General features: G+C 68.2%; 27 protein-coding genes and 3 pseudogenes. 17 read left to right on the top strand and 13 right to left on the bottom strand.

What is annotated here, in order from left to right:
* Positions 1-6: 6 nt before the first annotated feature.
* Positions 7-1056 (bottom strand): SRPBCC family protein, encoded by a 1050-nt coding sequence (locus ACQ859_RS13050; RefSeq protein ID WP_431266129.1) that lies wholly within the window; start codon positions 1054-1056, stop codon positions 7-9.
* A 141-nt stretch (positions 1057-1197) separates the two neighbouring features.
* Here ACQ859_RS13050 and ACQ859_RS13045 point away from each other — a divergent pair, with 141 nt between their 5' ends.
* The 3 genes from ACQ859_RS13045 to ACQ859_RS13035 all read left to right on the top strand — a co-directional run bounded on the left by ACQ859_RS13045 (position 1198) and on the right by ACQ859_RS13035 (position 3587).
* Positions 1198-1686, top strand: a complete 489-nt coding sequence (locus ACQ859_RS13045) for a MarR family winged helix-turn-helix transcriptional regulator (protein ID WP_431266128.1) — start codon at positions 1198-1200, stop codon at positions 1684-1686.
* Between the two features lie 144 nt (positions 1687-1830).
* Positions 1831-2814: an alpha/beta fold hydrolase gene (locus tag ACQ859_RS13040; protein ID WP_431266127.1), complete on the top strand. Its 984-nt coding sequence runs from the start codon at positions 1831-1833 to the stop codon at positions 2812-2814.
* A gap of 203 nt (positions 2815-3017) precedes the next feature.
* Complete coding sequence (locus tag ACQ859_RS13035; protein WP_431266126.1) at positions 3018-3587, top strand: GNAT family N-acetyltransferase; 570 nt, start codon at positions 3018-3020, stop codon at positions 3585-3587.
* Positions 3588-3711: 124 nt separating this feature from the next.
* On the opposite strand, the gene ACQ859_RS13030 is transcribed toward ACQ859_RS13035, so the two are convergent.
* The 4 genes from ACQ859_RS13030 to ACQ859_RS13015 are packed head-to-tail and all read right to left on the bottom strand — an operon-like array spanning position 3712 to position 7331.
* Positions 3712-4428: an ABC transporter ATP-binding protein gene (locus ACQ859_RS13030; RefSeq protein WP_088403963.1), complete on the bottom strand. Its 717-nt coding sequence runs from the start codon at positions 4426-4428 to the stop codon at positions 3712-3714.
* A gap of 24 nt (positions 4429-4452) precedes the next feature.
* Entirely contained in the window at positions 4453-5244 is a 792-nt protein-coding gene (locus ACQ859_RS13025) for an ABC transporter ATP-binding protein (RefSeq protein WP_431266125.1), read from the bottom strand.
* A gap of 22 nt (positions 5245-5266) precedes the next feature.
* Complete coding sequence (locus tag ACQ859_RS13020; RefSeq protein WP_431266124.1) at positions 5267-6397, bottom strand: ABC transporter permease subunit; 1131 nt, start codon at positions 6395-6397, stop codon at positions 5267-5269.
* Between the two features lie 10 nt (positions 6398-6407).
* Positions 6408-7331 carry a branched-chain amino acid ABC transporter permease gene (locus tag ACQ859_RS13015; protein WP_088403807.1) on the bottom strand — a complete coding sequence of 308 codons (924 nt, stop codon included), beginning with the start codon at positions 7329-7331 and terminating at the stop codon, positions 6408-6410.
* Between the two features lie 283 nt (positions 7332-7614).
* Between ACQ859_RS13015 and ACQ859_RS13010 the strand changes: the two genes are divergently transcribed.
* The 3 genes from ACQ859_RS13010 to ACQ859_RS13000 are packed head-to-tail and all read left to right on the top strand — an operon-like array spanning position 7615 to position 10833.
* A complete protein-coding gene (locus tag ACQ859_RS13010; RefSeq protein ID WP_431266123.1) occupies positions 7615-8277 on the top strand; it encodes a hypothetical protein in 663 nt (220 codons plus the stop codon).
* Between the two features lie 2 nt (positions 8278-8279).
* Positions 8280-9500 (top strand): sensor histidine kinase, encoded by a 1221-nt coding sequence (locus ACQ859_RS13005; protein ID WP_431266122.1) that lies wholly within the window; start codon positions 8280-8282, stop codon positions 9498-9500.
* Positions 9493-10833, top strand: coding sequence for a sigma-54-dependent transcriptional regulator (locus ACQ859_RS13000; RefSeq protein WP_088403805.1), 1341 nt, complete (start codon positions 9493-9495; stop codon positions 10831-10833). The genes ACQ859_RS13005 and ACQ859_RS13000 overlap by 8 nt, the downstream gene beginning before the upstream one ends.
* A gap of 305 nt (positions 10834-11138) precedes the next feature.
* Here the strand turns inward: ACQ859_RS13000 and ACQ859_RS12995 are convergent, their stop codons facing one another.
* Positions 11139-11513, bottom strand: a complete 375-nt coding sequence (locus tag ACQ859_RS12995; protein WP_431266121.1) for a response regulator — start codon at positions 11511-11513, stop codon at positions 11139-11141.
* 316 nt (positions 11514-11829) lie between these two features.
* Between ACQ859_RS12995 and ACQ859_RS12990 the strand changes: the two genes are divergently transcribed.
* The 7 genes and pseudogenes from ACQ859_RS12990 (at position 11830) to ACQ859_RS12960 (ending at position 17842) form a co-directional block, all read left to right on the top strand.
* Positions 11830-12477 carry a biliverdin-producing heme oxygenase gene (locus ACQ859_RS12990; RefSeq protein WP_431266120.1) on the top strand — a complete coding sequence of 216 codons (648 nt, stop codon included), beginning with the start codon at positions 11830-11832 and terminating at the stop codon, positions 12475-12477.
* A pseudogene (locus ACQ859_RS12985) lies at positions 12474-13619 on the top strand (GAF domain-containing protein); the annotation flags it as partial. The gene ACQ859_RS12990 and the pseudogene ACQ859_RS12985, both read left to right, overlap by 4 nt.
* 5 nt (positions 13620-13624) lie before the next feature.
* Positions 13625-13939 (top strand): annotated as a pseudogene (locus tag ACQ859_RS12980) (hypothetical protein); the annotation flags it as partial.
* A gap of 12 nt (positions 13940-13951) precedes the next feature.
* Complete coding sequence (locus tag ACQ859_RS12975; protein ID WP_431266536.1) at positions 13952-14827, top strand: sensor histidine kinase; 876 nt, start codon at positions 13952-13954, stop codon at positions 14825-14827.
* Positions 14828-14847: 20 nt separating this feature from the next.
* Positions 14848-15305 (top strand): annotated as a pseudogene (locus ACQ859_RS12970) (response regulator).
* Between the two features lie 3 nt (positions 15306-15308).
* The gene (locus ACQ859_RS12965) at positions 15309-17303 is read left to right on the top strand and encodes a response regulator (protein ID WP_431266119.1); all 1995 of its coding nucleotides are present in this window, start codon (positions 15309-15311) and stop codon (positions 17301-17303) included.
* Between the two features lie 80 nt (positions 17304-17383).
* Positions 17384-17842, top strand: coding sequence for a cupin domain-containing protein (locus tag ACQ859_RS12960; protein WP_431266118.1), 459 nt, complete (start codon positions 17384-17386; stop codon positions 17840-17842).
* Between the two features lie 216 nt (positions 17843-18058).
* On the opposite strand, the gene ACQ859_RS12955 is transcribed toward ACQ859_RS12960, so the two are convergent.
* The 5 genes from ACQ859_RS12955 to pmbA all read right to left on the bottom strand — a co-directional run bounded on the left by ACQ859_RS12955 (position 18059) and on the right by pmbA (position 22081).
* Positions 18059-18223 carry a hypothetical protein gene (locus ACQ859_RS12955; protein WP_431266117.1) on the bottom strand — a complete coding sequence of 55 codons (165 nt, stop codon included), beginning with the start codon at positions 18221-18223 and terminating at the stop codon, positions 18059-18061.
* A gap of 200 nt (positions 18224-18423) precedes the next feature.
* Positions 18424-18816, bottom strand: coding sequence for a type II toxin-antitoxin system RelE/ParE family toxin (locus ACQ859_RS12950; RefSeq protein WP_431266116.1), 393 nt, complete (start codon positions 18814-18816; stop codon positions 18424-18426).
* Between the two features lie 105 nt (positions 18817-18921).
* Complete coding sequence (locus ACQ859_RS12945) at positions 18922-19308, bottom strand: hypothetical protein (protein WP_431266115.1); 387 nt, start codon at positions 19306-19308, stop codon at positions 18922-18924.
* 138 nt (positions 19309-19446) lie between these two features.
* Positions 19447-20529 carry a TRAP transporter substrate-binding protein gene (locus ACQ859_RS12940; protein WP_431258188.1) on the bottom strand — a complete coding sequence of 361 codons (1083 nt, stop codon included), beginning with the start codon at positions 20527-20529 and terminating at the stop codon, positions 19447-19449.
* A 184-nt stretch (positions 20530-20713) separates the two neighbouring features.
* Positions 20714-22081 carry a metalloprotease PmbA gene (gene pmbA, locus ACQ859_RS12935; protein ID WP_431266114.1) on the bottom strand — a complete coding sequence of 456 codons (1368 nt, stop codon included), beginning with the start codon at positions 22079-22081 and terminating at the stop codon, positions 20714-20716.
* A gap of 121 nt (positions 22082-22202) precedes the next feature.
* Between pmbA and yjgA the strand changes: the two genes are divergently transcribed.
* The 3 genes from yjgA to ACQ859_RS12920 are packed head-to-tail and all read left to right on the top strand — an operon-like array spanning position 22203 to position 23958.
* Entirely contained in the window at positions 22203-22811 is a 609-nt protein-coding gene (gene yjgA, locus ACQ859_RS12930) for a ribosome biogenesis factor YjgA (protein WP_431266113.1), read from the top strand.
* Positions 22804-23433: a molybdopterin adenylyltransferase gene (mog, locus tag ACQ859_RS12925; RefSeq protein WP_431266112.1), complete on the top strand. Its 630-nt coding sequence runs from the start codon at positions 22804-22806 to the stop codon at positions 23431-23433. The genes yjgA and mog overlap by 8 nt, the downstream gene beginning before the upstream one ends.
* 21 nt (positions 23434-23454) lie before the next feature.
* Positions 23455-23958 (top strand): FKBP-type peptidyl-prolyl cis-trans isomerase, encoded by a 504-nt coding sequence (locus ACQ859_RS12920; RefSeq protein ID WP_331617172.1) that lies wholly within the window; start codon positions 23455-23457, stop codon positions 23956-23958.
* Positions 23959-24139: 181 nt separating this feature from the next.
* On the opposite strand, the gene cysE is transcribed toward ACQ859_RS12920, so the two are convergent.
* Both cysE and ACQ859_RS12910 read right to left on the bottom strand, forming a co-directional pair.
* Positions 24140-24907, bottom strand: a complete 768-nt coding sequence (cysE, locus tag ACQ859_RS12915; protein ID WP_431266111.1) for a serine O-acetyltransferase — start codon at positions 24905-24907, stop codon at positions 24140-24142.
* 88 nt (positions 24908-24995) lie between these two features.
* Positions 24996-25844 (bottom strand): RNA methyltransferase, encoded by an 849-nt coding sequence (locus ACQ859_RS12910; protein WP_431266110.1) that lies wholly within the window; start codon positions 25842-25844, stop codon positions 24996-24998.
* Positions 25845-25951: 107 nt separating this feature from the next.
* Between ACQ859_RS12910 and ACQ859_RS12905 the strand changes: the two genes are divergently transcribed.
* Positions 25952-26929: an inositol monophosphatase family protein gene (locus ACQ859_RS12905; RefSeq protein ID WP_431266109.1), complete on the top strand. Its 978-nt coding sequence runs from the start codon at positions 25952-25954 to the stop codon at positions 26927-26929.
* The last annotated feature ends 36 nt before the right edge of the window (positions 26930-26965 follow it).

Genomic DNA, 26965 nt, shown 5'->3' with positions numbered 1-26965 from the left:
GCACCGTCAGCCCTCGCTCCGGCGCTTGTAGAACGTCAGCAGGCCATCGACGAAGTCACGCCCCAGGAAATCGGCGACCGGCACGGCATAGACGTTGATGCTCGACGTGACGCGGTAGTGGGCCTCGATGTCCAGCCGCGTGTGCGTCGCATCGAGGGGCGTCAGCGTGAACCGCGTCTCGCCGAGATCGAAGTAGCGTCCGCCGATGACGACATGATCATCCATCGTGCCTGGCGGAAAGGAATCCGGCGAGAACTCGTAGCGCCACGCGAGTTGGCGCCCCTCGACCCGCTCGGTGACCCGGCCAAGAAAGTGGACGCCGCGCTCCCAGCGCGACTCGCGGACCTCGCCTTGCGGCGTCGCATGGTTGACGCCTTCGACCGGTCGCGGCACCCCGATGAGATGGATCCAGGTTCGCGGGAATTCCTCGGGGTGAATGTCCCGCGCCGCGACGATCTCCGACCAGACACGATCCGGCGCGGTCTCGACGACGACGGAACGATCGATGCGCTGCCAGCGCTCGACGGTCAACGGCCCCTCCACTGCGGTGAACAGCAGCGGCAGCGCCGCAAGCACGCCGAACTGCAGCGTGCCGACCCGCGTCGTCTTCAGGACCAGGTTCATCAGCACGCCGCCGATCGACGCCAGCACGAGGAACACCGGCGACAGGATCACGACGCAGATGGCCCCTTCCAGCAATGTCACCATGGCGCCGACCATCATCAGTGCTGCCGCACCCCATGGCACGAACACCACCTGCATCCAGGTGGGACCCGGGCGGCCCGGCGCAGCCCGCATCACGTACACGGTGACAGCGCCCAGCACCACTGGCGTCATCAGCACGAAGCCGGTGCTCATCACGAACGCGGTGTCCGACGAGAAATTCAGCCACGGTGACACGAACGTCAGACCGCCGAACGCCAGGCGCATCAGCAATCCATAGATCGCTCCCGCCAGCACGGGCACCCAGACCGCGCGACCACTTCCCTTGGACTTCCGGACGATCGCACCGGAGTCGGAACCGCCGTCACGTGACGGCGTCTCTGCGTCTTTCATGTTCGCCTTCCCTGCCGTGTCTGGAGGCGCATTCTGCCCACATCGATCCGCAGGTCCGGGTCCGGGTCCGGTCGAGTCGATGCTGGTCGAGTCGAAAAATTTCGCTTGCAATTCATTCGCACACTAATTAAAGTTCACCCCATGGCACGCACCAACACCCCCAAGCAGCAGAAGGCGATCGGCACCGCCGACGTCTGCCCGCCGCTGGAGATCGATCAACAGCTCTGCTTCGCGCTCTACTCGACGATGCTGGGCATGAACAAGGTCTACCGCGAGCTGCTGAAGGACCTGGAGCTGACCTATCCCCAGTACCTGGTGATGCTGGTGCTGTGGGAACGCGACGGACTGACGGTCGGCGAGCTCGCCGAGCGCGTGTTCCTCGACTCCCCTACCGTGACCCCGCTGCTGAAGCGGCTGGAGGCCGCGGGCCTGGTCAGCCGGGACCGCTCGCCACAGGACGAGCGCCAGGTGCTGATCACGCTGACCGACGCCGGCCGCGCGCTGCGCAAGCGCTCGACGCACCTGCCGCAGTGCATCGTCGATGCGTCGGACTCGGATCTCTCCGAACTGATGGAGCTCCGCGACCGGCTCCTCGTGCTGCGCGAACGCATGGCCCGCAAGGCCGGCTGAGCGCCTCATCAACGAACTCGAACCACCTTCCCTTTTCTCGTCTCAATTACTTCGCACACCAAACATTAGCAAGCAATCAGATTAAAGCTCACCCCCTCTCCCACCACCCACCCTGCTTTCCCACACCACCCGAAGGAGCCCACCATGAATGCCATCGCCACCCTCGCCCGCCAATCGCGTCGTCAACTGCTGGTCCTGTCGACGCTGGCCGTCGCCGTCGCCGGCGCGGTCGCCACCCCGGCCTTCGCCGCAGAGACCAAGTCCTCGCCCGCGCCCATCGTCAGCGCGCAGCCGTCGGGTTCCTTCATCACGACGAAGGACGGCGTGCAGCTGTACTACAAGGACTGGGGCCCGAAGAACGGCCAGCCCATCGTGTTCAGCCACGGCTGGCCGCTGAACTCGGACAGCTGGGAATCGCAGATGATCTTCCTGGCCGACCAGGGCTACCGCGTGATCGCCCATGACCGTCGCGGCCACGGCCGCTCCAGCCAGCCGTGGGACGGCAACGACATGGACCATTACGCCGACGACCTGTCCACCGTCATCGAGACGCTGAACCTGAAGAACGCCGTGCTGGTCGGCTTCTCCACCGGCGGCGGCGAAGTCGCCCGCTACATCGGCCGCCACGGCACCTCGCGCGTCGCCAAGGCAGTGCTGATCTCGGCCGTCCCGCCGATCATGGTCAAGTCCGACAAGAACCCCGGCGGCCTGCCGATCGCGGTCTTCGACGGCATCCGCCAGGCGCAGCTGGACAACCGCTCGCAGCTCTACAAGGACATCCCCGCCGGTCCGTTCTACGGCTTCAACCGTCCCGGCGCCAAGGTCTCGCAAGGCCTGATCGACAACTGGTGGTTCCAGGGCATGCAAGGCGGCCACAAGAACACCTACGACTCGATCAAGGCGTTCTCCGAAACCGACTTCACCGAGGACCTGAAGAAGTTCGACAAGCCCACGCTGATCATCCACGGCGATGACGACCAGATCGTGCCGATCGATGCCGCGGGCCGCGCCTCGGCCAAGCTGATCAAGGGCTCCGTGCTGAAGGTCTATGCCGGCGCGCCGCACGGCCTGACCGACACCCACAAGGACCGGGTCAACGCGGACCTGCTGGCCTTCATCCGCCAGTAACTGGCTGCAACACCGGGGGTCCGACCGCTGCGGTAGACGGTCGGATCCCTGGGACGCAAGACCCGTCCCCCACCTTCGGGGGAAGTCAGACGCGGGGTACCGCTACCCGCCCGGTTTGGTACGCTCGGTGATCTTTCCGATGGCCGGCGCCTCGACGCGCCGGCGCGTGGACCCCGCCGATGCCGATTCCCCTCCCGCCTTCCTTGTCGCTGCCTCATGTCCGTGTGTTCGAACTCCAGGCCAGCGATGAGGACCTGCTCCAACGGTTCTACGAACGGAATCCGCTGTACTTCGAGCAGGTGACCGGCGCCCCGCCCCGATCCGACGAAGCCCGCGAGGAAATCCGCGACCTGCCGCCCGAGGGCTGGAGCTTCAGCGCCAAGCGGCTGCTGGGCTACGTCGACGATTCCGGCGAACTGGTCGCGATGGCCTCGCTGGTCTCGGACCTGATGGCTCCGCGGGTCTGGCTGGTCGGACTGTTCATCGTCGCGACCTCGCTGCACGGCACCCAGGCCGCCCGCGAGATCTACGCGGAACTGGAGCGCTGGATGCAGGACAACGGCGCGCGCTGGATCCGGCTGGGCGTCGTCGTCGGCAACCCGCGCGCGGAGCGCTTCTGGGAGCGCCAGGGCTTCACCGAGGTGCGGCGTCGCGACGGCCTCACGATGGGCCAGCGCGTCAACGAACTGCGCGTGATGATCAAGCCGCTGGATGGCGGCGCGATCGACGATTACCTGATCATGGTCCCGCGCGATCGTCCCGGCGAGCCTTGACGGAAATCCCCGCCACCGGGGGCCGACGCCATGCACAGGGGCCCTCGCGGGCCCCTTGTCATGGTGGGTGGTGCGGCGCGGCAGGCCTTGACCGGCCCCGCGCCCCAGCTTCACGGCCGCTGGCTCACTCGCCCAGGTAGGCCGCGCGCACCTTCGGGTCGTTCAGCAGCGTCCTGCCGTCGCCCTGCATCGTGATCGCGCCCGATTCCATCACGTAGCCGCGGTTGGCCAGTTCCAGCGCGCGGCTGGCGTTCTGCTCGACCAGCAGCACCGTCACGCCCTGCTGGTGGATGTCGTTCACGACCTCGAAGATCTTGTCGACCATGATCGGCGACAGGCCCATCGACGGCTCGTCCAGCAGCAGCAGCTTGGGCTTGGCCATCAGCGCGCGCCCCATGGCCAGCATCTGCTGCTCGCCGCCGGACATCGTGCCGGCGAGCTGGTTGCGACGCTCCTTCAACCGCGGGAACAGGCCGAAGACCTTCTCGATGTCGGCCTCGATCTCCTTGTCCTTGCGGATGAACGCGCCCATCTGCAGGTTCTCGGTGATCGTCATGCGCGTGAAGGTGCCGCGGCCTTCCGGCACCATCACCAGGCCCTGCTTGGCCAGGTCCCAGGCGCCCTGGCCCTTGATCGAGCGGCCCATGAACTTGACGTCGCCGACGCCCAGCGGCTGCAGCCCGGTGATGGCCTTGAGCGTGGTGGTCTTGCCCGCGCCGTTGGCGCCGATCAGCGAGACGAGCTCGCCCTGGCGCACGTCGAAGTCCACGCCCTTGACCGCCTGGATCCCGCCGTACGCGACCTTGAGGCCCTCGACCTGGAGGAGGATGTTGTCTGCCATCTTTTCGATTTCCATGGGTCGGGATCAGGGGGCCGCGTGGGCCGCTTCAGCCGCGTGGGCGCCGAGGTAGGCCTCGATCACCTTCGGGTTGCGCTGCACTTCCGCCGGCGTGCCGGAGGCGATGAGCTTGCCGTAGTCCAGCACCGACACGTGGTCGCACAGGCCCATCACCAGCTTCACGTCGTGCTCGATCAGCAGGATGGTGCGGCCGTCGTTGCGGATGCGGTCGATCAGCTCGCGCAGCACGACCTTCTCGGTCGCGTTCATGCCGGCGGCGGGCTCGTCCAGCGCGATCAGCTTGGGATCGGTCGCCAGCGCACGGGCGATCTCCAGGCGGCGCTGGTCGCCGTAGGACAGCGTGCGCGCCTTGAAGTCGGCGTGCCGGCCGATGCCGACGTACTCGAGCAGCTCGCGGGCGCGGGCGGTGATCTCGGCCTCTTCCTTCTTGAAGCCCGGCGTGCGCAGCACCGCGCCGATCAGGCCCGAGTGCGTGCGCACATGGCGCCCGACCATCACGTTCTCCAGCGCGGTCATGTCGGCGAACAGCCGGATGTTCTGGAAGGTCCGCGCGATGCCGGTCTTGGCGACCTGGTGCACCGCCTGCGGCTTGTAGGCCTGGCCGCCCAGTTCGAAAGTGCCGCCGTCGGGCACGTACAGCCCGGTGATCACGTTGAAGAAGGTCGTCTTGCCGGCGCCGTTGGGACCGATCAGGCCGTAGACCTGGCCCTTCTTGATCTCGATGCCCACATCCGACAGCGCCTGCAGACCGCCGAAGCGCTTGGAGGCGCCGGCCACTTTCAGTACGGTTTCAGTCATTGGTTCTTGCTCCTGGCGCGGCTCAGGCGTTGATGGCGTTGCCGGCATTGGCGGGCGGTTGGGCGCCCGGCGGCAGGGGCCGGGACTTGCCATGTTCCGGCGAGGGCCACAGGCCGCGCGGACGCATCAGCATGATCACGATCATGGCCAGCGCCACCAGCAGCTGACGCAGGATGGACGCGTCCAGGCGGCCGTCGGTCATCTGCTGCAGCGGGCCGGCGACGTAGCGCAGCACTTCCGGCAGCGCGGCCAGCAGCAGCGCGCCCAGGATCACGCCCGGGATGTGGCCGATGCCGCCCAGCACCACCATGGCGACGATCATGATCGACTCCTGCAGGCTGAACGATTCCGGCGAGACGAAGCCCTGGAACGCGCCGAACATCGACCCGGACACGCCGCCGAAGGTGGCGCCCATGCCGAAGGCCAGCAGCTTCATGTTGCGGGTGTTGATGCCCATGGCCTTGGCGGCGATCTCGTCCTCGCGGATGGCCATCCAGGCGCGGCCGATGCGCGAGTTCTCGAGCCGGTAGCAGATCAGCACCGAGCCGACCACCAGCGCCAGGAACAGGTAGTAGTACATCGTCACCGAGTTGATGGTGAAGCCCAGGATCTCGTGGTTCTGGCTGAACTCGAAGCCCAGGAAGTGCACGCCGTCGATCTGGCCGATGCCGCGCGGGCCGTTGGTGATGTTCAGCGGATATTCCATGTTGTTCAGGAACACCCGGATGATCTCGCCGAAGCCCAGCGTCACGATGGCCAGGTAGTCACCGCGCAGCTTCAGCGTCGGGGCACCCAGCAGCACGCCGAACAGCCCCGCCAGCAGCGCCGCCAGCGCGATCGCCAGCAGCAGCGGCAGGTGCAGCCCGTTGGGGAAGGCCGCGGCGATGTGCTCGAAGTTCTCCGACAGGTGCGGGCTGTTGAGCAGCGCGAAGAGATACGCGCCCACCGCGTAGAACGCGACGTAGCCCAGGTCGAGCAGGCCGGCGTAGCCGACCACGATGTTCAGGCCCAGCGCGAGCAGCACGTACAGCAGCGCCAGGTCGATGATGCGGACCGGGCCGTTGCCGAACTGCTGCGTGAACAGCGGCAGCACCAGCAGCAGCACGCCGGCGATCAGGAAGGTGATCAGCTTGGAGGATTTGGTCTGGAACATGTGCGGCTCCTCAGGCGCGGTCGGCGACGCGTTCGCCCAGCAGGCCGGACGGCCGCAGCGTCAGCACCAGGATCAGCGCGATGAAGGCGAAGATGTCGGAGTAGTGGCTGCCCAGCACGCCACCGGTCCAGTCGCCGAGGTAACCGGCGCCGATGGCCTCGATCAGGCCCAGCAGCACCCCGCCGACCATCGCGCCGGCCAGGTTGCCGATGCCGCCCACCACCGCGGCGGTGAAGGCCTTCAGGCCCGGCAGCACGCCCATCGTGTGCTGCGCGGTGCCGTAGTTGGCGGCCCACATCAGGCCGGCGACCGCGGCCAGCGCGGCGCCGATGATGAAGGTCAGCGAGATCACCGCATCGGGCTTGACGCCCATCAGCGAGGCCACGCGCGGGTTCTCGGCCGTGGCGCGCATCGCGCGGCCCATCTTGGTGTGGTTCACCAGGAACAGCAGGCCGCCCAGGATCACGACCGTGGTCACCAGGATCACGATCTGCGTCACCGTGATCACGGCGCCGCCGATGTGGATCGGGTCAGCCGGCAGCAGCTGCGGGAAGGGCTTGGGGTTCGGCTTCCAGATGATCATGGCCAGCGTCTGCAGCAGCAGCGACATGCCCATGGCGGTGATCAGCGGCGCCAGTCTGGGCGCGCTGCGCAGGGGCCGGTAGGCGATCTTCTCGATCGTGTAGTTCAGCAGCGTGCAGACCAGGATCGCGCACACCAGCGCGGCCAGCATCAGCACCCAGCCGGGCAGGCCCAGCGACGCCAGCGCCGTGACCACGGTCCAGCTGACGAGCGCCCCCACCATCAGCACGTCGCCGTGCGCGAAGTTGATGAGGTTGATGATGCCGTAGACCATCGTGTAGCCCAGTGCGACGAGGGCATACATGCTCCCCAGCACCAGGCCGTTGATGATCTGCTGAAAAAGTATCTCCATAGGGCCCCAGCATGTAGTTGGACGCGGCTCGCACCGCGTGACGGCGCTTCGGGGTGCAACCCCCGTGCCAAGCGCCGCGTTTCAAGGGTATTCACCGACAAGGCCACATCCGTGCGCGCAGGTCGACGTTGTGTTCGGAGTCTCGGCGACGCAACGAGGTGCGGAAATCCGCACAAACCGCCTAGCCAGCCGGGCGATTCCTCGCCAGAGACAAAAAAGCCGTCCCGCCGGGTGCAAGGCGTGCGCCAAGTTGGGCACACTGGGCGTCGATTTTCCGCCTCCCATGCCCTCGGTCGCCTCCTCCTCCTTCACCCCCACCTCGGCCCGCCAGCGGCTGGCGTACTTCCTCGGCCGGCCGACCTTCTATCTGTACCTGACCGGCGTGCTGATGCTGCTGGGCCTGTTGCTGGGCCACCGCTTCAGCGAACGCGCGAGTCTGGACCAGTTGAGCGCGCTGGCGACCGAGCGGCTCGAGCTTTACGCGTCCAACCTGCAGACCGAGCTCGGCCGCCACGCCTACCTGCCGAGCCTGCTGGCCATCGACAGCGAGGTGACCCGGCTGATCGAGCATCCCGACGACGAGGCCCAGCGCAAGGCCGCCAGCCTGCTGCTGGCCCGGGTCAACGTGCGCGCGGGGACGACGCAAATCTTCGTCGCCGACCCGGAAGGCCGCGTGCTCGCGTCCAGCGAGCCGCTGACGCCGCCGTTGCGGCTGCAGCAGGCGATCGAGCAGGACCGGCACCACTTCTTCGCCTCCGACGCCGGGCAGTCGGGGCTGAGCGGCTCCACCAACTTCTTCCTGCTGCACCCGCTGCGGCGCAACCAGCAGCTGCAGGGCGTCATCGTCGTGAAGCTCAACCTGGCGCCGCTGGAGTCGACCTGGGTCGACCTCGGGCTGCGCTCGCAGGGGAGCGCATCCTGGTCTCTGACGACCAGGGCGTGGTGATCATGAGCTCGGTCGAGGACTGGCGCTACGCCGTGCTGAACCGCGCCGACGCGTCGGAACGCGACCGGCTGCAGGCCAGCGCGCGCTACCCGCGGATCGGACCGGACCTGGGCCTGCCCGGTGCGCTGGAGGCCTACAACAGCCTGCTGGTGCGCGCGCCCGCGCCGGCCAGCACGACGCTGCTGGCGCAGGAGCGGCAGCTGCTGCCGCTGGGCGTGCGCCTGCTCGCCCTGTCGGACCTGTCCGAAGTGCGGCGGCAGGCACGCCTGGCCGCATGGAGCGGCGCGGCCTTCGGCGCGGCGATCGGCATGCTGCTGCTCTACCTCGCGTCGCGGCGGCGCGCGCTGCGGCAGCTCTTCCACGCGAAGACCGAATTGCAGAACGCGCATGCGCAGCTGGAGCTCATCGTCGACGAACGCACGGCGGAACTCCGCCAGACCAACGAAGAATTGCTCGACCAGATCGCCCAGCGCCGGCAGGCCGAGGGCGAGCTGCTGCAGACCAGCAAACTGGCGGTGCTGGGGCAGATGTCGGCGGGCCTGTCCCATGAAGTCAACCAGCCGCTGACGGCGCTGCGCGCGCTGGCACGGAATTCGCAGAGGTTGCTGGAGGCCGGCCGCACGCAAGCGGTCGCGGACAACCTGCAGACGATGGACGACATGGTCGAGCGGATGGGTCAGATCACGCGCCAGCTCAAGAGCTTCGCCCGCAAGGCGGAACCGGCGCGCACGTCGGTGTCGCTGCTGGCGAGCGTGAACAACGCGCGGCTGCTGCTGGAGCACCGCACGCGCCAGCTGGACCTGCCGGTCGAGGTCGACGTGCCGGCGGGGCTGCGCGTCAGCGCCGAATCCAACCGGCTGGAGCAGGTGCTCGTGAACCTGCTGGCCAACGGCATCGACGCGATCGCGTCGGAGCCGGCGCATGACGGTCACGAGCGCCGGCTGCGCGTCGCGGCCGTGCCGGCGGAAGATGGCCGGCGCGTGCGCGTGCAGGTGCGGGACACCGGGCCGGGCCTCAGCGAATCGCTGCTGCCGCGGCTGTTCGAACCGTTCTTCACCACCAAGCCCGCCGGCGAAGGCCTGGGGCTGGGGCTGGTGATCTCTTCAAAGATCGTCCACGAGTTCGGCGGTGCGCTGCGCGCGTACCGCCTGGACCATGGCATGTGTTTCGAGTTCGACCTGGAGGTCGACACCTGGCAGGCCGAGGAGGGGCAGTATGTTTGAGGGCTACAAGGTCGTGTTCGTCGAGGACGACCTGCCGGTGCGGGTCAGCCTGACCCAGACGCTGGAACTCGAGGGGCTGGCCGTGGTGCCGTGCCGCTCGGCCGAGGAGGCGCTGCCGCATGTGCAGCCCGGCGCGCAGGTGATCGTCATCACCGACGTGCGGCTGCCCGGCATGGACGGACGCGCGCTGCTGGCGCACGTGCAGGCGACCGATCCGCAGATCCCGGTGATCCTGATCACCGCGCACGGCGACGTGAACATGGCCGTGCAGGCGATGCGCAACGGCGCCTACGACTTCATCGAGAAACCCTTCGCGCCGGAGCGGCTGCTCGACACGGCGCGGCGCGCGCTGGACCTGCGCCTGATCCGCCACTCGGCCGACGAACTGCGCGCGCAGCTGTCGGCGGCCAGCGGCATCGAAGCGGCGCTGCTCGGCAAGTCGGGCGCGATGCAGCAGCTGCGGCGCCAGGTGCTCAACCTGGCCTCGACCTCGGCCGACGTGATGATCCTGGGCGAGACCGGCACCGGCAAGGAACTGGTCGCGCGCTGCCTGCACGACCAGAGCCCCCGCCGCGACCGCAACTTCGTCGCGATCAACTGCGGCGGACTGCCGGAAGCGCTGTTCGAGAGCGAACTCTTCGGCCACGAGTCCGGCGCGTTCACCTCGGCGGGCAAGCGCCGCATCGGCAAGATCGAACACGCCAACGGCGGGACGTTGCTGCTCGACGAGATCGAGACCATGCCGGTCGCGCTGCAGATCAAGCTGCTGCGCGTGCTGCAGGAACGCCGCGTGGAACGGCTGGGCTCCAACGAGGAGCAGGTCATCAACGTCCGCTTCATCGCGGCCAGCAAGGCCGACCTGAAGGAGATGGGCGAGCGCGGCCAGTTCCGCAGCGACCTGTACTACCGGCTCAACATCGCCACGCTGGTGCTGCCGCCGCTGCGCGAGCGCCGCGAAGACATCCCGCTGCTGTTCGAGCACTTCGTCGCCCAGGCCTGCAAGCGCTACGAGCGCGAGGCGCCGGAACTGACGCCGGAGAAGCTGCGCGAACTGATGGCCCACGACTGGCCGGGCAACGTGCGCGAGATCCGCAACGCGGCCGACCGCTTCGTGCTGGCGCTGGATGACCTCGACTCCTCGGCCGCCATCCAGGCGGTGCCCAACCTGGCGCTGGCGCGACAGATGGAGATGGTCGAGAAGGCGCTCATCGAGCAAGCCCTGCGCCGCTCAGGCGGCAAGGTGCCGGCGGCCATGGAACTCCTCGGCACTCCGCGCAAGACGCTCTACGACAAGCTGCACCGCCACGGGATCCAGCTCGACGATTTCCGCTGACTTCTGAGACCCCGCGCGCTACGCGCGCCCCTCACCCCAGCCCTCTCCCGCAAGCGGGAGAGGGGGCAAGAGGATCCAGCGCAACGAGTGGCGCAGCTCGAACACCCTCTCCCGCTTGCGGGAGAGGGCGGGGTGAGGGCCAGCTGAGGGGAAGTACGGAGGCCCGCTTCCCTTCGACGTCTCTGGGTCCGTATGGGAGAAAGATTTTCCCGGCTCCGCCGCGAAAACCCTTCCCCCATACACCGACGCAGCGCTGTCCTTAGACGGCCGCGCACCGAGGCGTTCGGAGAAGTTCAGTGCGGCCTTCAGGCCGCCTGGCGCGATCCCTGTGACGCGCGATCGAGCACTTCCTTCAGCTGATCGATCGTCGCCGGCTTGACCAGATAGGCGCTCGCGCCCCGACGGATCGCCTCGGCGGCATCGCCCGGATCCGACGTCCCCGTCAGCATCACGACCGTCATCGGCCCCTGCAGCAGCGCCTCGGTCAGGAAGTCCATGCCCTGCCCGTCCGGCAGCGCACGGTCCAGGATCAGGACGTCGGGCCGATGCTCGGCGATCCGCTGGCGGGCTTCGCGCAAGGTCGCCGCGGTGGCGGCGGAGTAACCCTCCAACTCCAGGAGGATGCCCAGCGTCTCGCTGGATTCGATGTTGTCGTCGACGATGACGGCGTGGGGAGGCATGGCAAACCCTGCGGCAAGAGGTCCACTGAGAAAGGCCGACGCGCGCGACAAGAGCCGGCGCGCGACGGGCGTGCGATTAGGCGATCCAGGAAGACTCGGCAAACGGTGTGCCTCCCCGGATCCTTTCCCTCTGAAGGACGGTCCGACATTCTTGCCGGTATCTGGCACCCGCGTCGGACCCCTCGTCCGTAGGGGGCAGGACGGATGTTTGCCCTGCGCCTTTCTGACCATAATCCGCGCCTTCGCGGAACGGGGTTGCGGCAAGACTGCAACGGGCCCGTTCCGGGCTGCGCATCCGCCTTGCCTCTCCAGCTTCATGACGACGACCGACGCCACGATCGACACCGACCTGCTCCCCCGCCTGCGCCGTTGCACGGGGCCGCTGCACGACGACATCGAGGCACTGCTCCGGCTGGAGGCGCCGATGCCGCTGATGCGCTACGGCCGCATCCTGCGCGGCTTCCACGAGTTCCTGCAGCTCTGGGAACCGCGCGTGCGCCAAGCCCTGCCCGAGCGTCTGCGCCCCTGGTTCGACGCCCGGGTGCGTTCGCCGTTCGCCGCGCGCGACCTGGCCGCGCTCGATCTGCCCGAGGACGGCGCGGACGCCGCGATGCGCGCCTCGGCGCTCGCGGCCCTGCACGGCTTGAGGCTGGACTCGCCAGCGGCGGCGATCGGATCGCTGTACGTGATCGAGGGCTCGGCCCTGGGCGGCCAGGTGCTGACGCCGAAACTGCTCGCCGCGCACGGCCTGACCCCCGAGCACGGCACGGCCTACTTCCACGGCTTCGGCGCCCGGACAGGCGCGATGTGGCGGGAGTTCCGCCAGCTCGCCCAGACCGAGGCCGGCGCCGATGAAACCGATCGCTCCGCTGCCTGCGACGCGGCGGCGGCGACGTTCCGCGCACTGATCGCGACCTTCGCGCCGGTCGATGCCGCCGGCGCGGCGCCGCCGAGGTCCTCATGAACACCGCGACGCTGACGCCCGTCCCGACGGACCTGCAGATCGCGCAGTGCGCGAGCGAGCCGATCCGCGTGCCCGGCGCGATCCAGCCGCACGGCTGGCTGGCCGCGGTGGACTGGCGCAGCGGCAGCCTGGTCGCGTTCAGCGAGAACTGGGCAGCCCTGCTGCCCTCGACGCCGGACGCCTTGCCCGCGCGCATCGAAGGCGCGCTGGACGCGGTCAGCGGCGTGCGCCCGGGCCTGGTGGACGGCGAGGGCCCGGTCTCCTGCGGCACGCTGACGATCGGCGATCGCCGTCTGCATGTGTCGGGCCATCGCATCGGTGGCCTCGCCTACCTCGAGCTCGAAACCGACGCCGAGGACGCCGGCAACCGCGCGCCGATCTACAGCCTGGCGCGCCACCTCGTGCCGATGATGCAACGCACCGCCGCGGTGACCGAGCTCTGCCGGGTCGTGGTCGCGGAGATGAAGCAGCTGACCGGCTTCGGCCGCTGCCTGGCCTACCGCTTCGACGCGGACGGCCACGGGGAGGTGCTCGCCGAATCGATCGACGCGGGCTACGACGCCTACGCGGGCCACCGCTTCCCGGGCTCGGACATCCCGCCGCAGGCGCGCGAGCTCTACCGCATCAACCACATCCGCCTGATCGCCGACGCGCACTACGAGCCGGTGCCGGTGCGCTTCGTCGACGGCCGCGACGGTACGGCGCTGGACCTGTCGCAGGCCGCGCTGCGCAGCGTGTCGCCGGTGCACCTCGAGTACATGCGCAACATGCGGACGCTGGCGTCGATGTCGGTGTCCATCATCGTCGGCGGGAAGCTGTGGGGCCTGGTGTCCTGCCACGACCACGATCCGAAGCAACTGTCCTGGCAGACGCGCATGGCCTGCGAGCATCTGGGGCAGCTGCTGTCGCTGCAGATCGAGGCCAAGGAAGAGAACGAGCAGGTCACCGAGCAGTTGAGGTTGCGGCAGCTGACGCTGGCGATCGTGTCCCACCTGTCGGACAGCGACGCGACCTTGCAGCGGCTGATCGAAGAGCCCGGCCCGCTGCTGCGCCTGGCGCGCGCGACGGGCGCGGCGGTGATCCTCAACGACACCTGCTGGGCCATCGGGGAAACGCCGGATCACCCGACGCTGCTGGCGCTCGGCCAATGGCTGGGCAACCGCATCGACGAGGTCTGGCACAGCGACCGGCTGCCGGTGGAGGTGTCGTCGCTGGGGAGTCGCTGGGCACCTCCGCGGCGCAGGCGCTGGGACCGACCGCGGGACTGCTGGCGATCTCGATCTCCAAGCTGCACCGGCACCACATCGTCTGGTTCCGGCCCGAGATCGTCCAGACCATCGTCTGGGCCGGCGATCCGCGCAAGGAATCGGCCACCGGCGAGGATTCGCGCCTGCATCCACGCCGCAGCTTCGCGAGTTGGAAGCAGCAGGTCGGCGGCCGGTCCCTGCCCTGGACCCAGGGCGAGGTTCACGCCGTGCAGGAACTGCGGCAGGCCCTGATCGGCATCGTGCTGCGCCGCGCCGAGGAAATGGCCGAGGTCGCGATGGAACTGGGCCGGGTCAACAAGGAGCTGGAAGCCTTCTCCTATACCGTGTCGCACGACCTGCGCGCGCCGATGCGCCACATCGCGGGCTTCGTCGACCTGGTGCTGGAGATGGAGGGCGGCGCGCTGTCCGAGCGCTCGCGCCGCTACCTCGCGCACGTGAAGGAAGCCTCCGCGCATGCCGGCCAGCTGGTGGACGCGCTGCTGGACTTCTCGCGGATGGGACGTTCGGCGATCAAGCACGGCTCGATCAACACCGGCCACCTAATCGACGACCTGATCGCGGAACAGACCACGCTGAACAAGGAGCGCCGCATCGAGTGGACGGTGCAGCGCCCGCTGCCGCGGCTCTGGGGCGACCCGGTGCTGCTGCAGGTGGCCATCCGCAACCTGGTGTCCAACGCCGTCAAGTACACGCGTCCGCGCGATCCCGCACGCATCGAGATCGCCGGCATCGACGGCGAGGACGGCGTCGGCCTGAGCATCTCGGACAACGGCGTCGGTTTCCAGATGAAGTACGTCGGCAAGCTGTTCGGCGTGTTCCAGCGGCTGCACCAGACCGAATCCTTCGAAGGCACCGGCATCGGCCTGGCGAGCGTGCGACGCATCGTCGAGCGGCACGGCGGCCAGGTCGAGGCCTGGGGCGAGGCCGACCATGGCGCGCGATTCCGGTTCACGATCCCCACCCGCGAGATGGCCGAATCCCAGGCCATCGACTCCAACCCCGGCAACGGGGCCTTCCCCCTTGGCGATGCCACGCTGACCGCTTTCGAGCGGTCCACCGGCACCGGCAACACCCTTCTCTGACTTACTGCCCCCCGAACGCCATGCTCAAGCCCATCCTGCTTGTTGAAGACGACGCCCGAGACCTCGAACTGACGCTGGTCGCGCTGGAACGCAGCCAGCTCGCCAACGAGGTGATCATCGTGCGCGACGGCGCCGAGGCGCTGGACTACCTGAACCGCGAGGGGTCCACGCGGACCGCGCCGAGGGCAATCCGGCGGTGATCCTGCTGGACCTGAAGCTGCCGAAGGTCAACGGGCTGGAGGTGCTGAAGGCCGTGCGGGCCACGGCGAACCTGAAGAGCATCCCCGTGGTCATGCTGACCTCGTCGCAGACCGAGTCGGACGTGGTGCACAGCTACGAGCTGGGCGTGAACGCGTATGTCGTGAAGCCGGTGGAGTTCAAGCAGTTCGTCGCGGCGATCGCCGACCTGGGTGTGTTCTGGGCCGTGCTCAACGAGCCGCCGCCCGGATCGCTGCGCGCCACGCGCCGCTACGAATGAACCATGACTGAACCGTCACCGCCGCCCAGCGACGCGGGTTCGCCGCCGCTGGAGATCCTGCTGCTGGAGGACTCGACCTTCGACGCCGAGCTGCTGCTGGCGTCGCTGGAGACGACGCATCCGCGCGCGCGGGTGACCTGGGTGAAGGACGAGGCCCAGCTGCTGGGCGCGCTGGAGACGCAGCGCTTCGACCTGATCCTGTCGGACTACCAGTTGCCGGGCTTCACCGGCGCGGAGGCGCTGACGCTGGCGCAGCGGCTGGTGCCGGGGACGCCGTTCATCTTCGTGTCGGGCGTGATCGGCGAGGAGAACACGGTGGAGCTGCTCAAGCGCGGCGCCACCGACTACGTGATGAAGGGCCGGCTGACGCGGCTGCCGGTCGCGATCGACCGCGCGCTGCGCGAGGTGCGCCAGCGCGAGGCGCAGATCCAGGTCGAGGCGCAGCTGCGCGAGGCCGACGCGCTGTACGCGCGGGTGGTCGATTCGCTGCAGGACCACGCGGTGATCCTGCTCGACACCGAGGGCCGCATCCGCGACTGGAACCGGGCGGCGGGGACCATCTTCGGCCACGCGCTGGACGCCGTGCGCGGCATGTCGGCGGAGGTCCTGCTGACGCCGGAGGACCGCGCGGCCGGCGTGCTGGAGAACGAGCTCGCGCTGGCGCTGACGCAGGGCGCGGCACGCGACGACCGCTGGCTGATGCGGCAGGACGGCACGCGGCTGCGCGCCGAAGGCGTGGTGACGCCGCTGTTCAGCGCGACGGGCGTCACGACGGGTTTCTCCAAGATCATCAAGGACTCGACGCCGGCCTACGAGGCGCAGCAGGCGCTGCGTCAGGGCAAGGAAGAGGCGGAACGCGCCAACGAGCTCAAGGACCAGTTCCTGGCGGTGCTGTCGCACGAGCTGCGCTCGCCGCTGAGCGCGATCACGGGGTGGGCGGACATCCTGACCAACTTCTCCGACGCGCATCCGCTGCTGGGCAAGGCCTCGACGGTGATCCGGCGCAACGCGCAGCTGCAGGCGCGGATGATCAACGACCTGCTCGACATGAGCGCGGTGGTCGCGGGCAAGCTGATGCTGCAGACGACGCCGCTGGACCTGTCGGCGCTGGCGTCGGATTCGGTGCTGGCCGCGCTGCACGAGGCGCAGGGCAAGGGCGTCGCGCTGAACTGCCATGCGGCGCAGCCGGTGTGGATCTCGGGCGACGCGCAACGCCTCTCGCAGGTGCTCACGAACCTGATCGGCAACGCCCTCAAGTTCACCGAGAGCGCGGGCAGCGTCGACGTGCATGTGGAGGTCGAAGACGGCTGCGCGCTGCTGCGCGTGCGGGACACGGGGCGCGGCATCTCGCCGGAGTTCCTGCCCTTCGTCTTCGACCGGCTGCGGCAGGAGGACGGGTCCAAGACGCGCAAGGTCGGCGGCCTCGGCCTGGGGCTGGCGATCGCGCGGGCGATCGCGGAACTGCATCAGGGCCGCATCAGCGCGGACAGCCCGGGCCCGGGCGGCGGCGCGGTCTTCGAGCTGCGCCTGCCGATGCTGAAGGATCAGGCGCTAGCGCCGCCGCCGTGCGCCGAGCCGGTCGAGCTGTCGGACGACACGCTGTCGGGCGTGCGGGTGCTGCTCGTCGACGACGAGGAGGACGCGCGCGAGGTCGGCCAGGTGGCGCTGAGCCGTCTTGGCGCGAAGGTCAGCGTGGCGACGAGCGCGGCGGAGGTGCTGTCGCGGCTCGAGGAGGGCGAGGAGCACTACGACCTGCTGGTGTCCGACATCGGGATGCCGGAGATGGACGGGCGCTCGCTGATCCGCGCGGTGCGGCAGCTGCCGGGCGGCAGCCCCGAACAGCTGCCGGCGGTGGCGCTGACGGCGTTCGCGATGGTCGCGGATCGCCAGGAAGGCCTCTCCGCCGGATTCCAGGGCTATGTCGCGAAGCCGATCGAATTGGCGGCGCTGACTCGCGCGATCCAGGTCGCGCTGGGGCGCAAGGCCGGCGGGGATTGAGGGCAAGCGCGACGCGCGACGGGCCGCATTGAAGGATCATGCGAACGACGACACCTGTCGCTCGAGCAAGGACCGCTGCCATGCCGAAGCTCAACACCGCGCTCTGGACTGATCATGCCGGGGTCGCCAATCGTTTCTCCGGACAGAACGACGGCTCCTACGCCGAGCTGGTGCTCGGGGATCAAGCGGGCCTGTCGCAATTCGGCGTGCGGCTCGAACGTCTTCCGCCCGGCTCCCGTTCCTCGCACAGGCACTGGCACGAGACGGAAGATGAGTTCGTGTACGTACTCTCCGGCGAACTGGTGCTCGTGGAGGACGAAGCGTCCGTCCTGCGAGCCGGCGACGCGGCCGCCTGGGCCGCAGGGGCACCCGTGGCCCACTGCCTGGAGAACCGCTCCGCCGCCGATGCCGTTTACCTCGTTGTGGGCAGCCGGGCGTCGGCAGGCACCGTCCACTACCCGGACCATGATGTAGTCCTGCATCACGATGGCACCGAGCGCAGGTTCACCAGAGGTGACGGCACTCCCATCAAGCGCTGATGGCGCTCAAACGGGGAGGCCTTGTCGCCGTCCTAGCGCCGCGGACCTGCGGCGCTCAGCGCACGGCGCCCGTGAGGACGGACAGGCTCGGCGGGTCGGAAGAGCGCGCCAGCTGCGAAGAAACATTCGATCAAAAGGGGTGAGCGACTTGCGCGTGACTGCTGACCTCCAAGTAGCTTGACGTCAACGCCGTGGTCCCGCTGCCCTGAGCGCCCGCTACTTGCGCGGGCGGAAAGGTTCAGCGGGCTCGCGAGGCTGGAGATGCGGCCGGTAGTGCGCTTGTACGCCCATGTACTCCGCCTTGGTGACCGCTCCGCTCTTGTAGAGGTCAAAGAAGGTTCCACGCATCATCAGCTCAGAGATGTTCAGGGACTTGTGCATCCGCCTCCAATCAAAACCAGGTCGTTGATCAACGACGCGGACCCGCCGCACTGAGTGCTCGCCGCTTATACGGACGGAATGGCTCTGCGGGCTCTCGTGGCTGCAAGGTTGGCCGGCACACAGTCTGAACTGCCATGTACTTGGCACGGCTAACCAAACCGGCGCGCTTGAGATCGAAGTACGTCGTCAGAAGCATTCGATCAAATGACGTCACGGACTTGTGCATGGCAATCCACTTCGAAGAGAAGACCCGCCTCGACCTGCTTCTCGCGTTGGTCGAGGGGCAATGACTGAAATTGCTTCGCAACGTCCCGGCAGTGCAACTCCTTGACCGCACTGACGTTCCCCTGCTTGCTCTTGGCGAAACCGTAAACGAAAAGCCAGGTACCGGGCTTCGGTTTGGCCACGATCGTCCGAAAGCCGCCACGCTTTCCTTGACCATTTCGGGGAAGCCGTTGCTTGAACAGTCCTCCACCAAGATCGGCATCGATCAGCCCTCGCGCCATCGCATGGACCGCACCACAGACATCGCGATCCACGAGCCCTTGCTGCGCCATCCAACGCCGGAACCAACGCACCACATAAACCGCCACATCGACCTCCGCGCATCACTGCGAGGAAGGTCAGTGCCGGGTCTTGCATGCGAACGATTCGTTCTGAAGGCGGCCTACTGATGGGGGCGCGGTGCCCGCGCGATGTCAGAAAGTGGATCTCGGGCGCACCAGGCTCGGCACGGCCAGCAGGACGATCAACACTGCCTCGAAGAGATCGAAGGCGAAGGGGCCGTCCGATGCGTACAGTTCCACGACGTGGCGCCAGCCGAAGAAGACGATGCTGAGCGCGTAGAGCACCAGCAGCAGTACCGCGCCGATGCGACGCACCGGCTGCGGCACGAGCAGCATGATCAGCAGTCCCGCCAGCACGCCCGCCGGCACGAGCGACCAGAACGGCGGCGACGCATAGGTGAACGAGTATGCGAAGAGACGGAAGCAGATGACGGCGATGACTGTCAGCGTCAGCAGCACCGTGAGCAGCACGCGAAGGGCCTTGAGGAGCGCCTCGAGCGACTGCGTTTCCTGATTCATGAACTCATCCTGATGCCGATTGATCGAGGACCGATTGTGCCGCCACGCCCCTGCCCTCAGTCCAAGGCCATACAACAAGCGGAACGGGCCGCGCCCCTTGTCGAAGCGCGGCCCGCGTTCAGCGAAAGAGGGGGCGGATCAGAACCGCTGCGACTGCATGAAGTCGTCGAAGCCCGCTTCCGCGAAGCGGAACCACAGGTTCTGGTCACGCCGGAAGTTGGCGTAATCCTCGTAGACCTTCTTCCAGTTCGGGTTCTTCGCCGACAGCTCGCTGTACAGCGCCATCGACTCCTTGAACGCCAGGTCCATGGTGTCCTTCGGGAAGCGCATCAGCTTGGTCTTGGCCGCCACCAGCTGCTTGAGCGCCTGCGGATTCAGCACGTCGTACTTGGCCTGCATGTCCACATGCACGTACGCGGACGCCGCCTCGACGATCGCCTTGTACTCGGGCGACAGCCCTTCATAGGCCTTGGTGTTGATGAAGAAGTCGACCTGCGGGCCGCCCTCCCACCAGCCGGGGTAGTAGTAGAACGGCGCGACCTTGTTGAAGCCCAGCTTCAGGTCGTCGTACGGGCCGACCCATTCCGCCGCGTCGATCGTGCCCTTCTCCAGCGCCGAATACAGCTCGCCGCCCGGCAGGTTCTGCGGCACGCCGCCCATGCGCTCGATCACCCGGCCGGCGAAGCCGCCGATGCGGAACTTCAGGCCCTTGAAGTCCGCCGCCGACTTGATCTCCTTGCGGTACCAGCCCGCCATCTGCGCGCCGGTGTTGCCGCCGGGGAAGTTGATGATGTTGTAGTTCCGGTAGAACTCACGCATCAGCTTCAGGCCGTTGCCGTGGAAGGTCCACGCCGTCATCTGCCGCGAGTTCAGCCCGAACGGGATGGACGCGCCGATCGCGAAGGTCTCGTCCTTGCCGAAGAAGTAGTACGGCACCGTGTGCGCGATCTCGACCGTCGCGTTCTGCACGCCGTCGACCACGCCGAAGGCCGGCATCAGCTCGCCGCCCGCGTGCACGCTGATCTGGAACTTGCCGCCGCTGAGCTCGCTGACCTTCTTGGCGAAGACCTCGCCGCCGCCGTAGATCGTGTCGAGCTGCTTGGGGAAGCTCGACGCCATCCGCCACCGGATGTTGGCCTGCGCATGCACGATGGCCGGGGCCGCACCCGCGGCCAGCACGCCGGCCAGGCCGGCATTCTTGACGAACGAACGACGCTCCATGAAGTCTCCTTTTTTCGTTGGTATCGGCGCCGCATCACGGGCACCTTCCGAGCCGAGGCCCGAGCGAAAAGAGGATTAACCACCGCACGGCTGGCGTCAACCTGACAACCCCGGAGAGCTCCCCAAAAGCGAAGCGGCGCCCAAGGCGCCGCTTCATCGGAGATCGGTCGAGGTCAGTCGGCGATCACGCGCCGGCGAGCTTCATGTTCTCCAGCAGGATGGAGCCCACCGTCTTGCTGCCCAGCGTGTAGGTGTCGGCGCCGATGCCCACGATCTGCTTGAACATCTCCTTGACGTTGCCCGCGATCGTGATCTCGTTGACCGGGAAGGCGATGACGCCGTTCTCGACCCAGTAGCCGCTCGCGCCGCGCGAGTAGTCGCCGGTCACGTAGTTGACGCCCTGCCCCATCAGCTCGGTGACGAACAGGCCGGTGCCCAGGCGGCGCAGCATCGTCGGCAGGTCGTCGCCGGGGGCCGTCGCCTTGCTGCGCATCGTCAGGTTGTGCGAGCCGCCCGCGTGGCCCGTCGTGCGCAGGCCCAGCTTGCGCGCCGAGTAGGTCGACAGGAAGTAGCCCTTGAGCACGCCCGCGTCGACCACGGTGCGGGCCTTCGTCACCACGCCCTCGTCGTCGAAGGGCGAGCTGCCCTTGCCCTTGACGATGTGCGGATCCTCGACGACCTCGACGTGCGGCGACAGGATCTGCTGGTCCAGGCTGTCGAGCAGGAAGCTCGCGCGGCGGTAGAGCGCACCGCCGCTGGTGGCCTGCACCAGCGCGCCCAGCAGCCCGGCGGCGACCGGGGCCTCGAACAGCACCGGCACGCTGGCCGTCTTGACCTTGCGGCCCTTGAGCCGCGCCAGCGCGCGCTCGGCGGCATAGCGGCCGATCGTTTCGGCGGAGGACAGGTCCGCCGCATCGCGCATCGAGCTGTACCAGGCATCGCGTTCCATGCCCGCGCCGCGTCCGGCGATCGGGGCCACCGACACCGAGTGCCGCGAACTCGCATAGCCGCCGCGGAAGCCGCGCGAGTTGCCCGAATAGAAGTGCGACTGCTGCGCCGAGACCGCCGCGCCTTCCGAGTTGGTGATGCGCGGGTCCGTCTTCAGCGCCGCGTCCTCGCAGCGCAGCGCCAGCTCGGCGGCCTGCTCGGCGGTGATCGCCCACGGATGGAACAGGTCCAGCGACGGCCGCGACGCTTCGTCGAGCGACAGGTCCTGCTCGTCCGGCAGGCCGGCGAACTCGTCCTCGGCCGTGAAGCGCGCGATGTCGTAGGCCGCCCTGACCGTGTCCTTCAACGCCTGCGGCGAGAAGTCCGAGGTGCTCGCATTGCCTCTGCGCTGGCCCAGGTAGACCGAGATGCCCAGCGACTTGTCGCGGTTGCGCTCGACGTTCTCGAGCTGGCCGCGCCGCACCGACACCGACATGCCGCTGCCCTCGGACACTTCCGCGCCGGCCTCGCTGGCGCCCTGGTGTTTGGCTTCGGCCAGGACGTCCTCGATCAACTGGCGGAAATGATCCTGGCTGTAGGCGAATCCTTGCTCGGCTTGACTCATGAATGCGGTCTCTTTGAAAGCAGCGCGGCCTGGGGGAATCCGAGGCCGCGGCGGGGTGGCGACTATCATACGGTCGCTGTGCCCCGCCCTCCCGGTCGGGGCTTCTCGCTTTCTCCCTCTCATGAACGCCGACCACGACGACCACGACGACCGCGCGGACTTCGACGACCTCGAAGACGACCGCCCCAGCAAAAGCCAGCTCAAGCGCGACATGGATGCGCTGCAGGCGCTGGGCGAAGAACTGCTCACGCTGCCCGAGAAGCGCGTGGCCGCGCTCGACCTGCCCGAGTCGCTGCTCGACGCGATCAAGGAAGGCCGCCGCATCGTCGCCGGCACCGCCCGCAGCGGCAAGAAGCGCCACCTGCAGCTGATCGGCAAGCTGATGCGCCAGGTCGATCCCGAACCGATCCGCCAGGCCGTCGCCGAGTTCAAGCTCGGCCGCGCGCAGGACTCGCTGGAGCTGCACCAGGCCGAGCGCTGGCGCGTGCGCCTGGTCGAGGAAGACAGCGCCCTGCAAGGCTTCATCGACAGTTTCGACGAGGTCGACACGCAGCAGCTGCGCAGCCTGATCCGCGCCGCCCGCAAGGACCGCGCGCAGGCGCCCGAGCAGCGCAACGGCCGCGCCTGGCGCGAGCTGTTCCAGTTCGTGAAGGGCCATGTGCTCGCCGGCAAGGACAACGCCTCCGCCAACGAGGACGCGGATGCCGCCGACGAGGACGACGATGAGTGAGCCGGCGGTCCCGTCGATCCCATCGGACAACGACGCGGCGCTGCCTCCGCCGGAAGCGGTCCGCATCGGCATCGTGTCGATCAGCGACCGCGCCTCCAGCGGCGTCTACGAGGACAAGGGCCTCCCCGCGCTGCAGGACTGGCTGCGCTCCGCGCTGATCAATCCGATCGAGTTCCAGCCGCGCCTGATCCCCGATGAGCGCGAACTCATCGCGCAGACCTTGCGCGAGCTCGTCGACGAGACCGGCTGCCACCTCGTGCTGACGACCGGCGGCACCGGCCCCGCGATCCGCGATGTCACGCCCGAGGCGACGATGGATGTCGCCGACCGCGTGATGCCGGGCTTCGGCGAGCAGATGCGGCAGATCTCGCTGCACTTCGTGCCGACCGCGATCCTGTCGCGCCAGGTCGCGGTGATCCGCGGCCAGGCCCTGATCATCAACCTGCCCGGCCAGCCCAAGGCGATCGCCGAGACGCTCGCCGGCCACGAGGCCGCCAGCGGCATCTTCGCCGCCGTGCCGTACTGCATCGACCTGATCGGCGGCCCGTATCTCGAAACACGCGACGCGGTCTGCGCCGCGTTCCGTCCCAAGACCGCCCAACGGCCGACGCGCCAGGGCTGAACTCCACCACGCACACCCACCATGAAGATCACCAAGGACACCATCGCCACCGTCGAACTGAAGGTCGCGAACAAGCTCGGCCAGATCATCGAGAAGACCGACGAGCCGATGGCGCTGCTGATCGGCGGTTACGGCAACACGCTGCCGGTCGTCGAAGCCGCGCTGGAAGGCCAGGAGAAGGGTTTCGCCACCACGATCGAGCTGACGCCCGAGACCGGCTTCGGCGAGCGCGACGAGAGCCTGCTGATCACCATCCCGAAGAAGGACTTCCCGCCCGGCGTGAAGGTCGGCGGCCAGATCCAGATCCGCCAGGCCAAGGAAGGCGAGGAAGAGCCGGCGGCCGACGACGGCTTCCACGTCTTCACCGTCGTGAAGGTCAAGGGCGACACCGTGCACCTGGACGGCAACCACCCGCTGGCCGGCCAGCACCTGAAGATCAGCGTCAAGGTCACGGACGTCCGCGCCGCGTCGCAGGAAGAGATCGAGCACGGTCACGCGCACGGCGCACACGGTCACCACCACTGATTCGCCGCCGCTCCTCTTACCCCCTCTCCCGCTTGCGGGAGAGGGTTGGGGTGAGGGCCAGCGGACTAGGCAGTCAGCAAGAAGTCTTCAGCACTTCCACCGCCGCTGGCCCTCACCCCTGCCCTCTCCCGCAAGCGGGAGAGGGAATGAGTCAGGCGCTGCAGCTCGGTAGATCAGCGACTCACTTCACCAGCCGCGACAGCTCCGCCGCATCGAAGTGCTCGCCCTGCTGCGCGCCTTGCGGCACGCAATCGGTCTGCTCCTGCTCGGACAGCTTCGCGATCGCCTGCCACAGCAGCGCGATCTGGTGTTCCTGGGTCGCCGCGTTGTCGATCAGGCCCTTCATGGCCAGCGCCACCGGGTCGTCGCCCTGCGTCACGCCGTAGGCCGAGAAGCCCATCCGCGCCGCCGCTTCCTCGCGTCTGGCATCGAGCTTGGCCTCGATGACACGCGCCGGATTGCCGACCGCCGTCGCGCCCGCCGGCACCGGCTTGGTCACCACCGCGCCGGAGCCGACGCGCGCGCCCTCCCCGACCGTGAAGCCGCCGAGGATGCAGGCGTTGGCGCCGACGATGACGCCGCGCTCCAGCGTCGGGTGCCGCTTGGCACCCTTCACCAGCGAGGTGCCGCCCAGGGTCACGCCCTGGTAGATCGTCACCTCGTCGCCGATTTCGGTCATCTCGCCGATGACGACGCCCATGCCGTGATCGATGAACACCCGCCGGCCGATGGTCGCGCCGGGGTGGATCTCGATGCCCGTCAGGAAACGGCCGATGTGGGACGTGAACCGCCCCAGCCACCGGAACCCGCGCAGCCAGAACCAGTGCGCACACCGATGCACCACCAGCGCGTGCAGACCCGGGTAACAGGTCAGCACCTCCCAGGCCGAGCGAGCGGCGGGGTCGCGTTCGAGGATGCAGGCGATGTCTTCGCGAAGACGCTGGAACATGGTGGGGGAACCCGATGGCAGCCCGCGAGGGGCTGGAGCTGAGGGTCGGCCAGTTTAGCGGCGGGTCCCGACCTTGCCCGCCGCAGGCTTACTGGTGTGCCGCGCGGGCGCCACGCTTCCTGGCCAGTCCGCGGCTACTCGTCTCCCCCGAGTGCGGGGGCGTGCCCGCGGCGGGACGGGTCTTCTCGATCGCGCGGGCGATGCCGCGCAGGATGTGGATCTCTTCCTTCGTCAGCCCGGCGCGGTTGAAGAGCTGATTCAAGCGTGGCATCAGCTTCTTGGGCGAGGCCGGGTCGAGGTAGCCGAGATGCACGAGGCTGCTTTCCAGATGCGTCAGCAGGCCTTGCACCGCCTGCGCGTCGGCGAGCTGCGGGTCCGCGGTGCGTGCCTCCACCGCGAAGCCGCCCAGCGCCTGGCGCCAGTCGTAGGAGATCAACTGCACCGCCTGCGCCAGGTTCAGCGAGCCGTACTCCGGATGCGTCGGGATCGACAGCACCGCATGCGCGCGGTACACGTCCTCGTTGCTCATGCCGTAGCGCTCGGACCCGAAAAGGAAGGCCACCTGATGGGGGTGCGGTTCCCCCTTCGCCAGCTCGGCGAAGAGCGATCTCGGCTCGCGCGTCGGTGGCCCGAAGTCTCTCGGCGTCATCGCCGTGGCACAGACGAAGGTGCAGCCGTCGAGCGCGTCCTCCACGCGATCCACGATGCGCGCACGCGCCAGGATGTCGGCCGCGCCGCTGGCCATGGCGACGGTCTCCTCCTGGCTCAGCACGTCGGCGAAGCGGGGCCGCACCAGCACCAGGTCGCGGAAGCCCATCACCTTCATCGCCCGCGCGGTCGAGCCGACGTTGCCAGGGTGGCTGGTCTCGATCAGCACGAAACGTGTCGGATCCGACGTCGGAGGGAGAGCGGTCGTGCCGGAGTCAGCCGGGGGCATAGGGGAAACCACGAGTCTGTGTCAAAATGGAGGATTATCCGCGCCGGCCCCGAGCCAGCGCCCGCTCTTTCCTTTCGCCAGTCCACTTCCCACAGGAACCGTCCCGCATGACGCAAGCCGCTCACCATCCCATGCTCAACGTCGCCATCAAGGCGGCGCGTACCGCCGGCGCGATCATCAACCGCGCGTCGATGGACCTGGACATCCTGAAGATCAACACCAAGTCGCCCAACGACTTCGTGACCGAAGTGGACCAGGCCGCCGAGCAGGCGATCATCGAGACGCTGCTGCAGGCCTACCCCGACCACGGCATCCTGGCCGAAGAATCCGGCCGCGAATACGGCGCGAAGCATTCCGAGTACCAGTGGATCATCGACCCGCTGGACGGCACGACCAACTTCATCCACGGCCTGCCGTTCTACTGCGTGTCGATCGCGCTGGCGCACCGCAACATCGTGCAGCAGGCCGTCGTCTACGACCCGACCCGCAACGACCTGTTCTACGCGACCAAGGGCCGCGGCGCCTACCTGAACGACAAGCGCATCCGCGTGAGCAAGCGCACCCGCATGAGCGACGCGCTGATCGGCACGGGCTTCCCGTTCCGTCGCGGCGACAACTTCAAGCGCTACCTGAAGATGTTCGAGGAAGTGATGACCGAGGTCGCCGGCGTGCGCCGTCCGGGCGCGGCCGCGCTGGACCTGTGCTACGTGGCCGCCGGCCACTACGACGGCTTCTTCGAGACCGGCCTGCACCCGTGGGACGTGGCCGCGGGCTCGCTGATCATCCAGGAAGCGGGCGGCCTGGTGGGCAACTTCACCGGCGAGCCGGACTTCCTGCACCAGCGCGAGATCGTGGCCGGCACGCCGCGCATCTACGGCCCGCTGGTCCAGATCCTGGCGCCCTACACCCGCGTGATCACGCAGGACGCGCTGGATGCCGATGCGGAAGCGGCGGCTGGCGGAGCGCCGACCGACAAGGCAGCCCCCAAGAAGAAGGCCGCGACCGCCACCGAAGGGGGAACCGACGCGCCGAAGAAGCGCGCCCCGGTGCGCATCAAGAAGAACGATGGCGGCGCAGAGGCCTGATTCCATCGGCCTTCCCGGCGATCCGCGGCGTCATTG

Origin of the sequence: Roseateles chitinivorans (assembly GCF_050632235.1) — a bacterium.
Taxonomy (GTDB): Bacteria; Pseudomonadota; Gammaproteobacteria; order Burkholderiales; family Burkholderiaceae_C; genus Roseateles; species Roseateles chitinivorans_A.
This window is presented reverse-complemented; position numbering and strand designations above follow the sequence as displayed.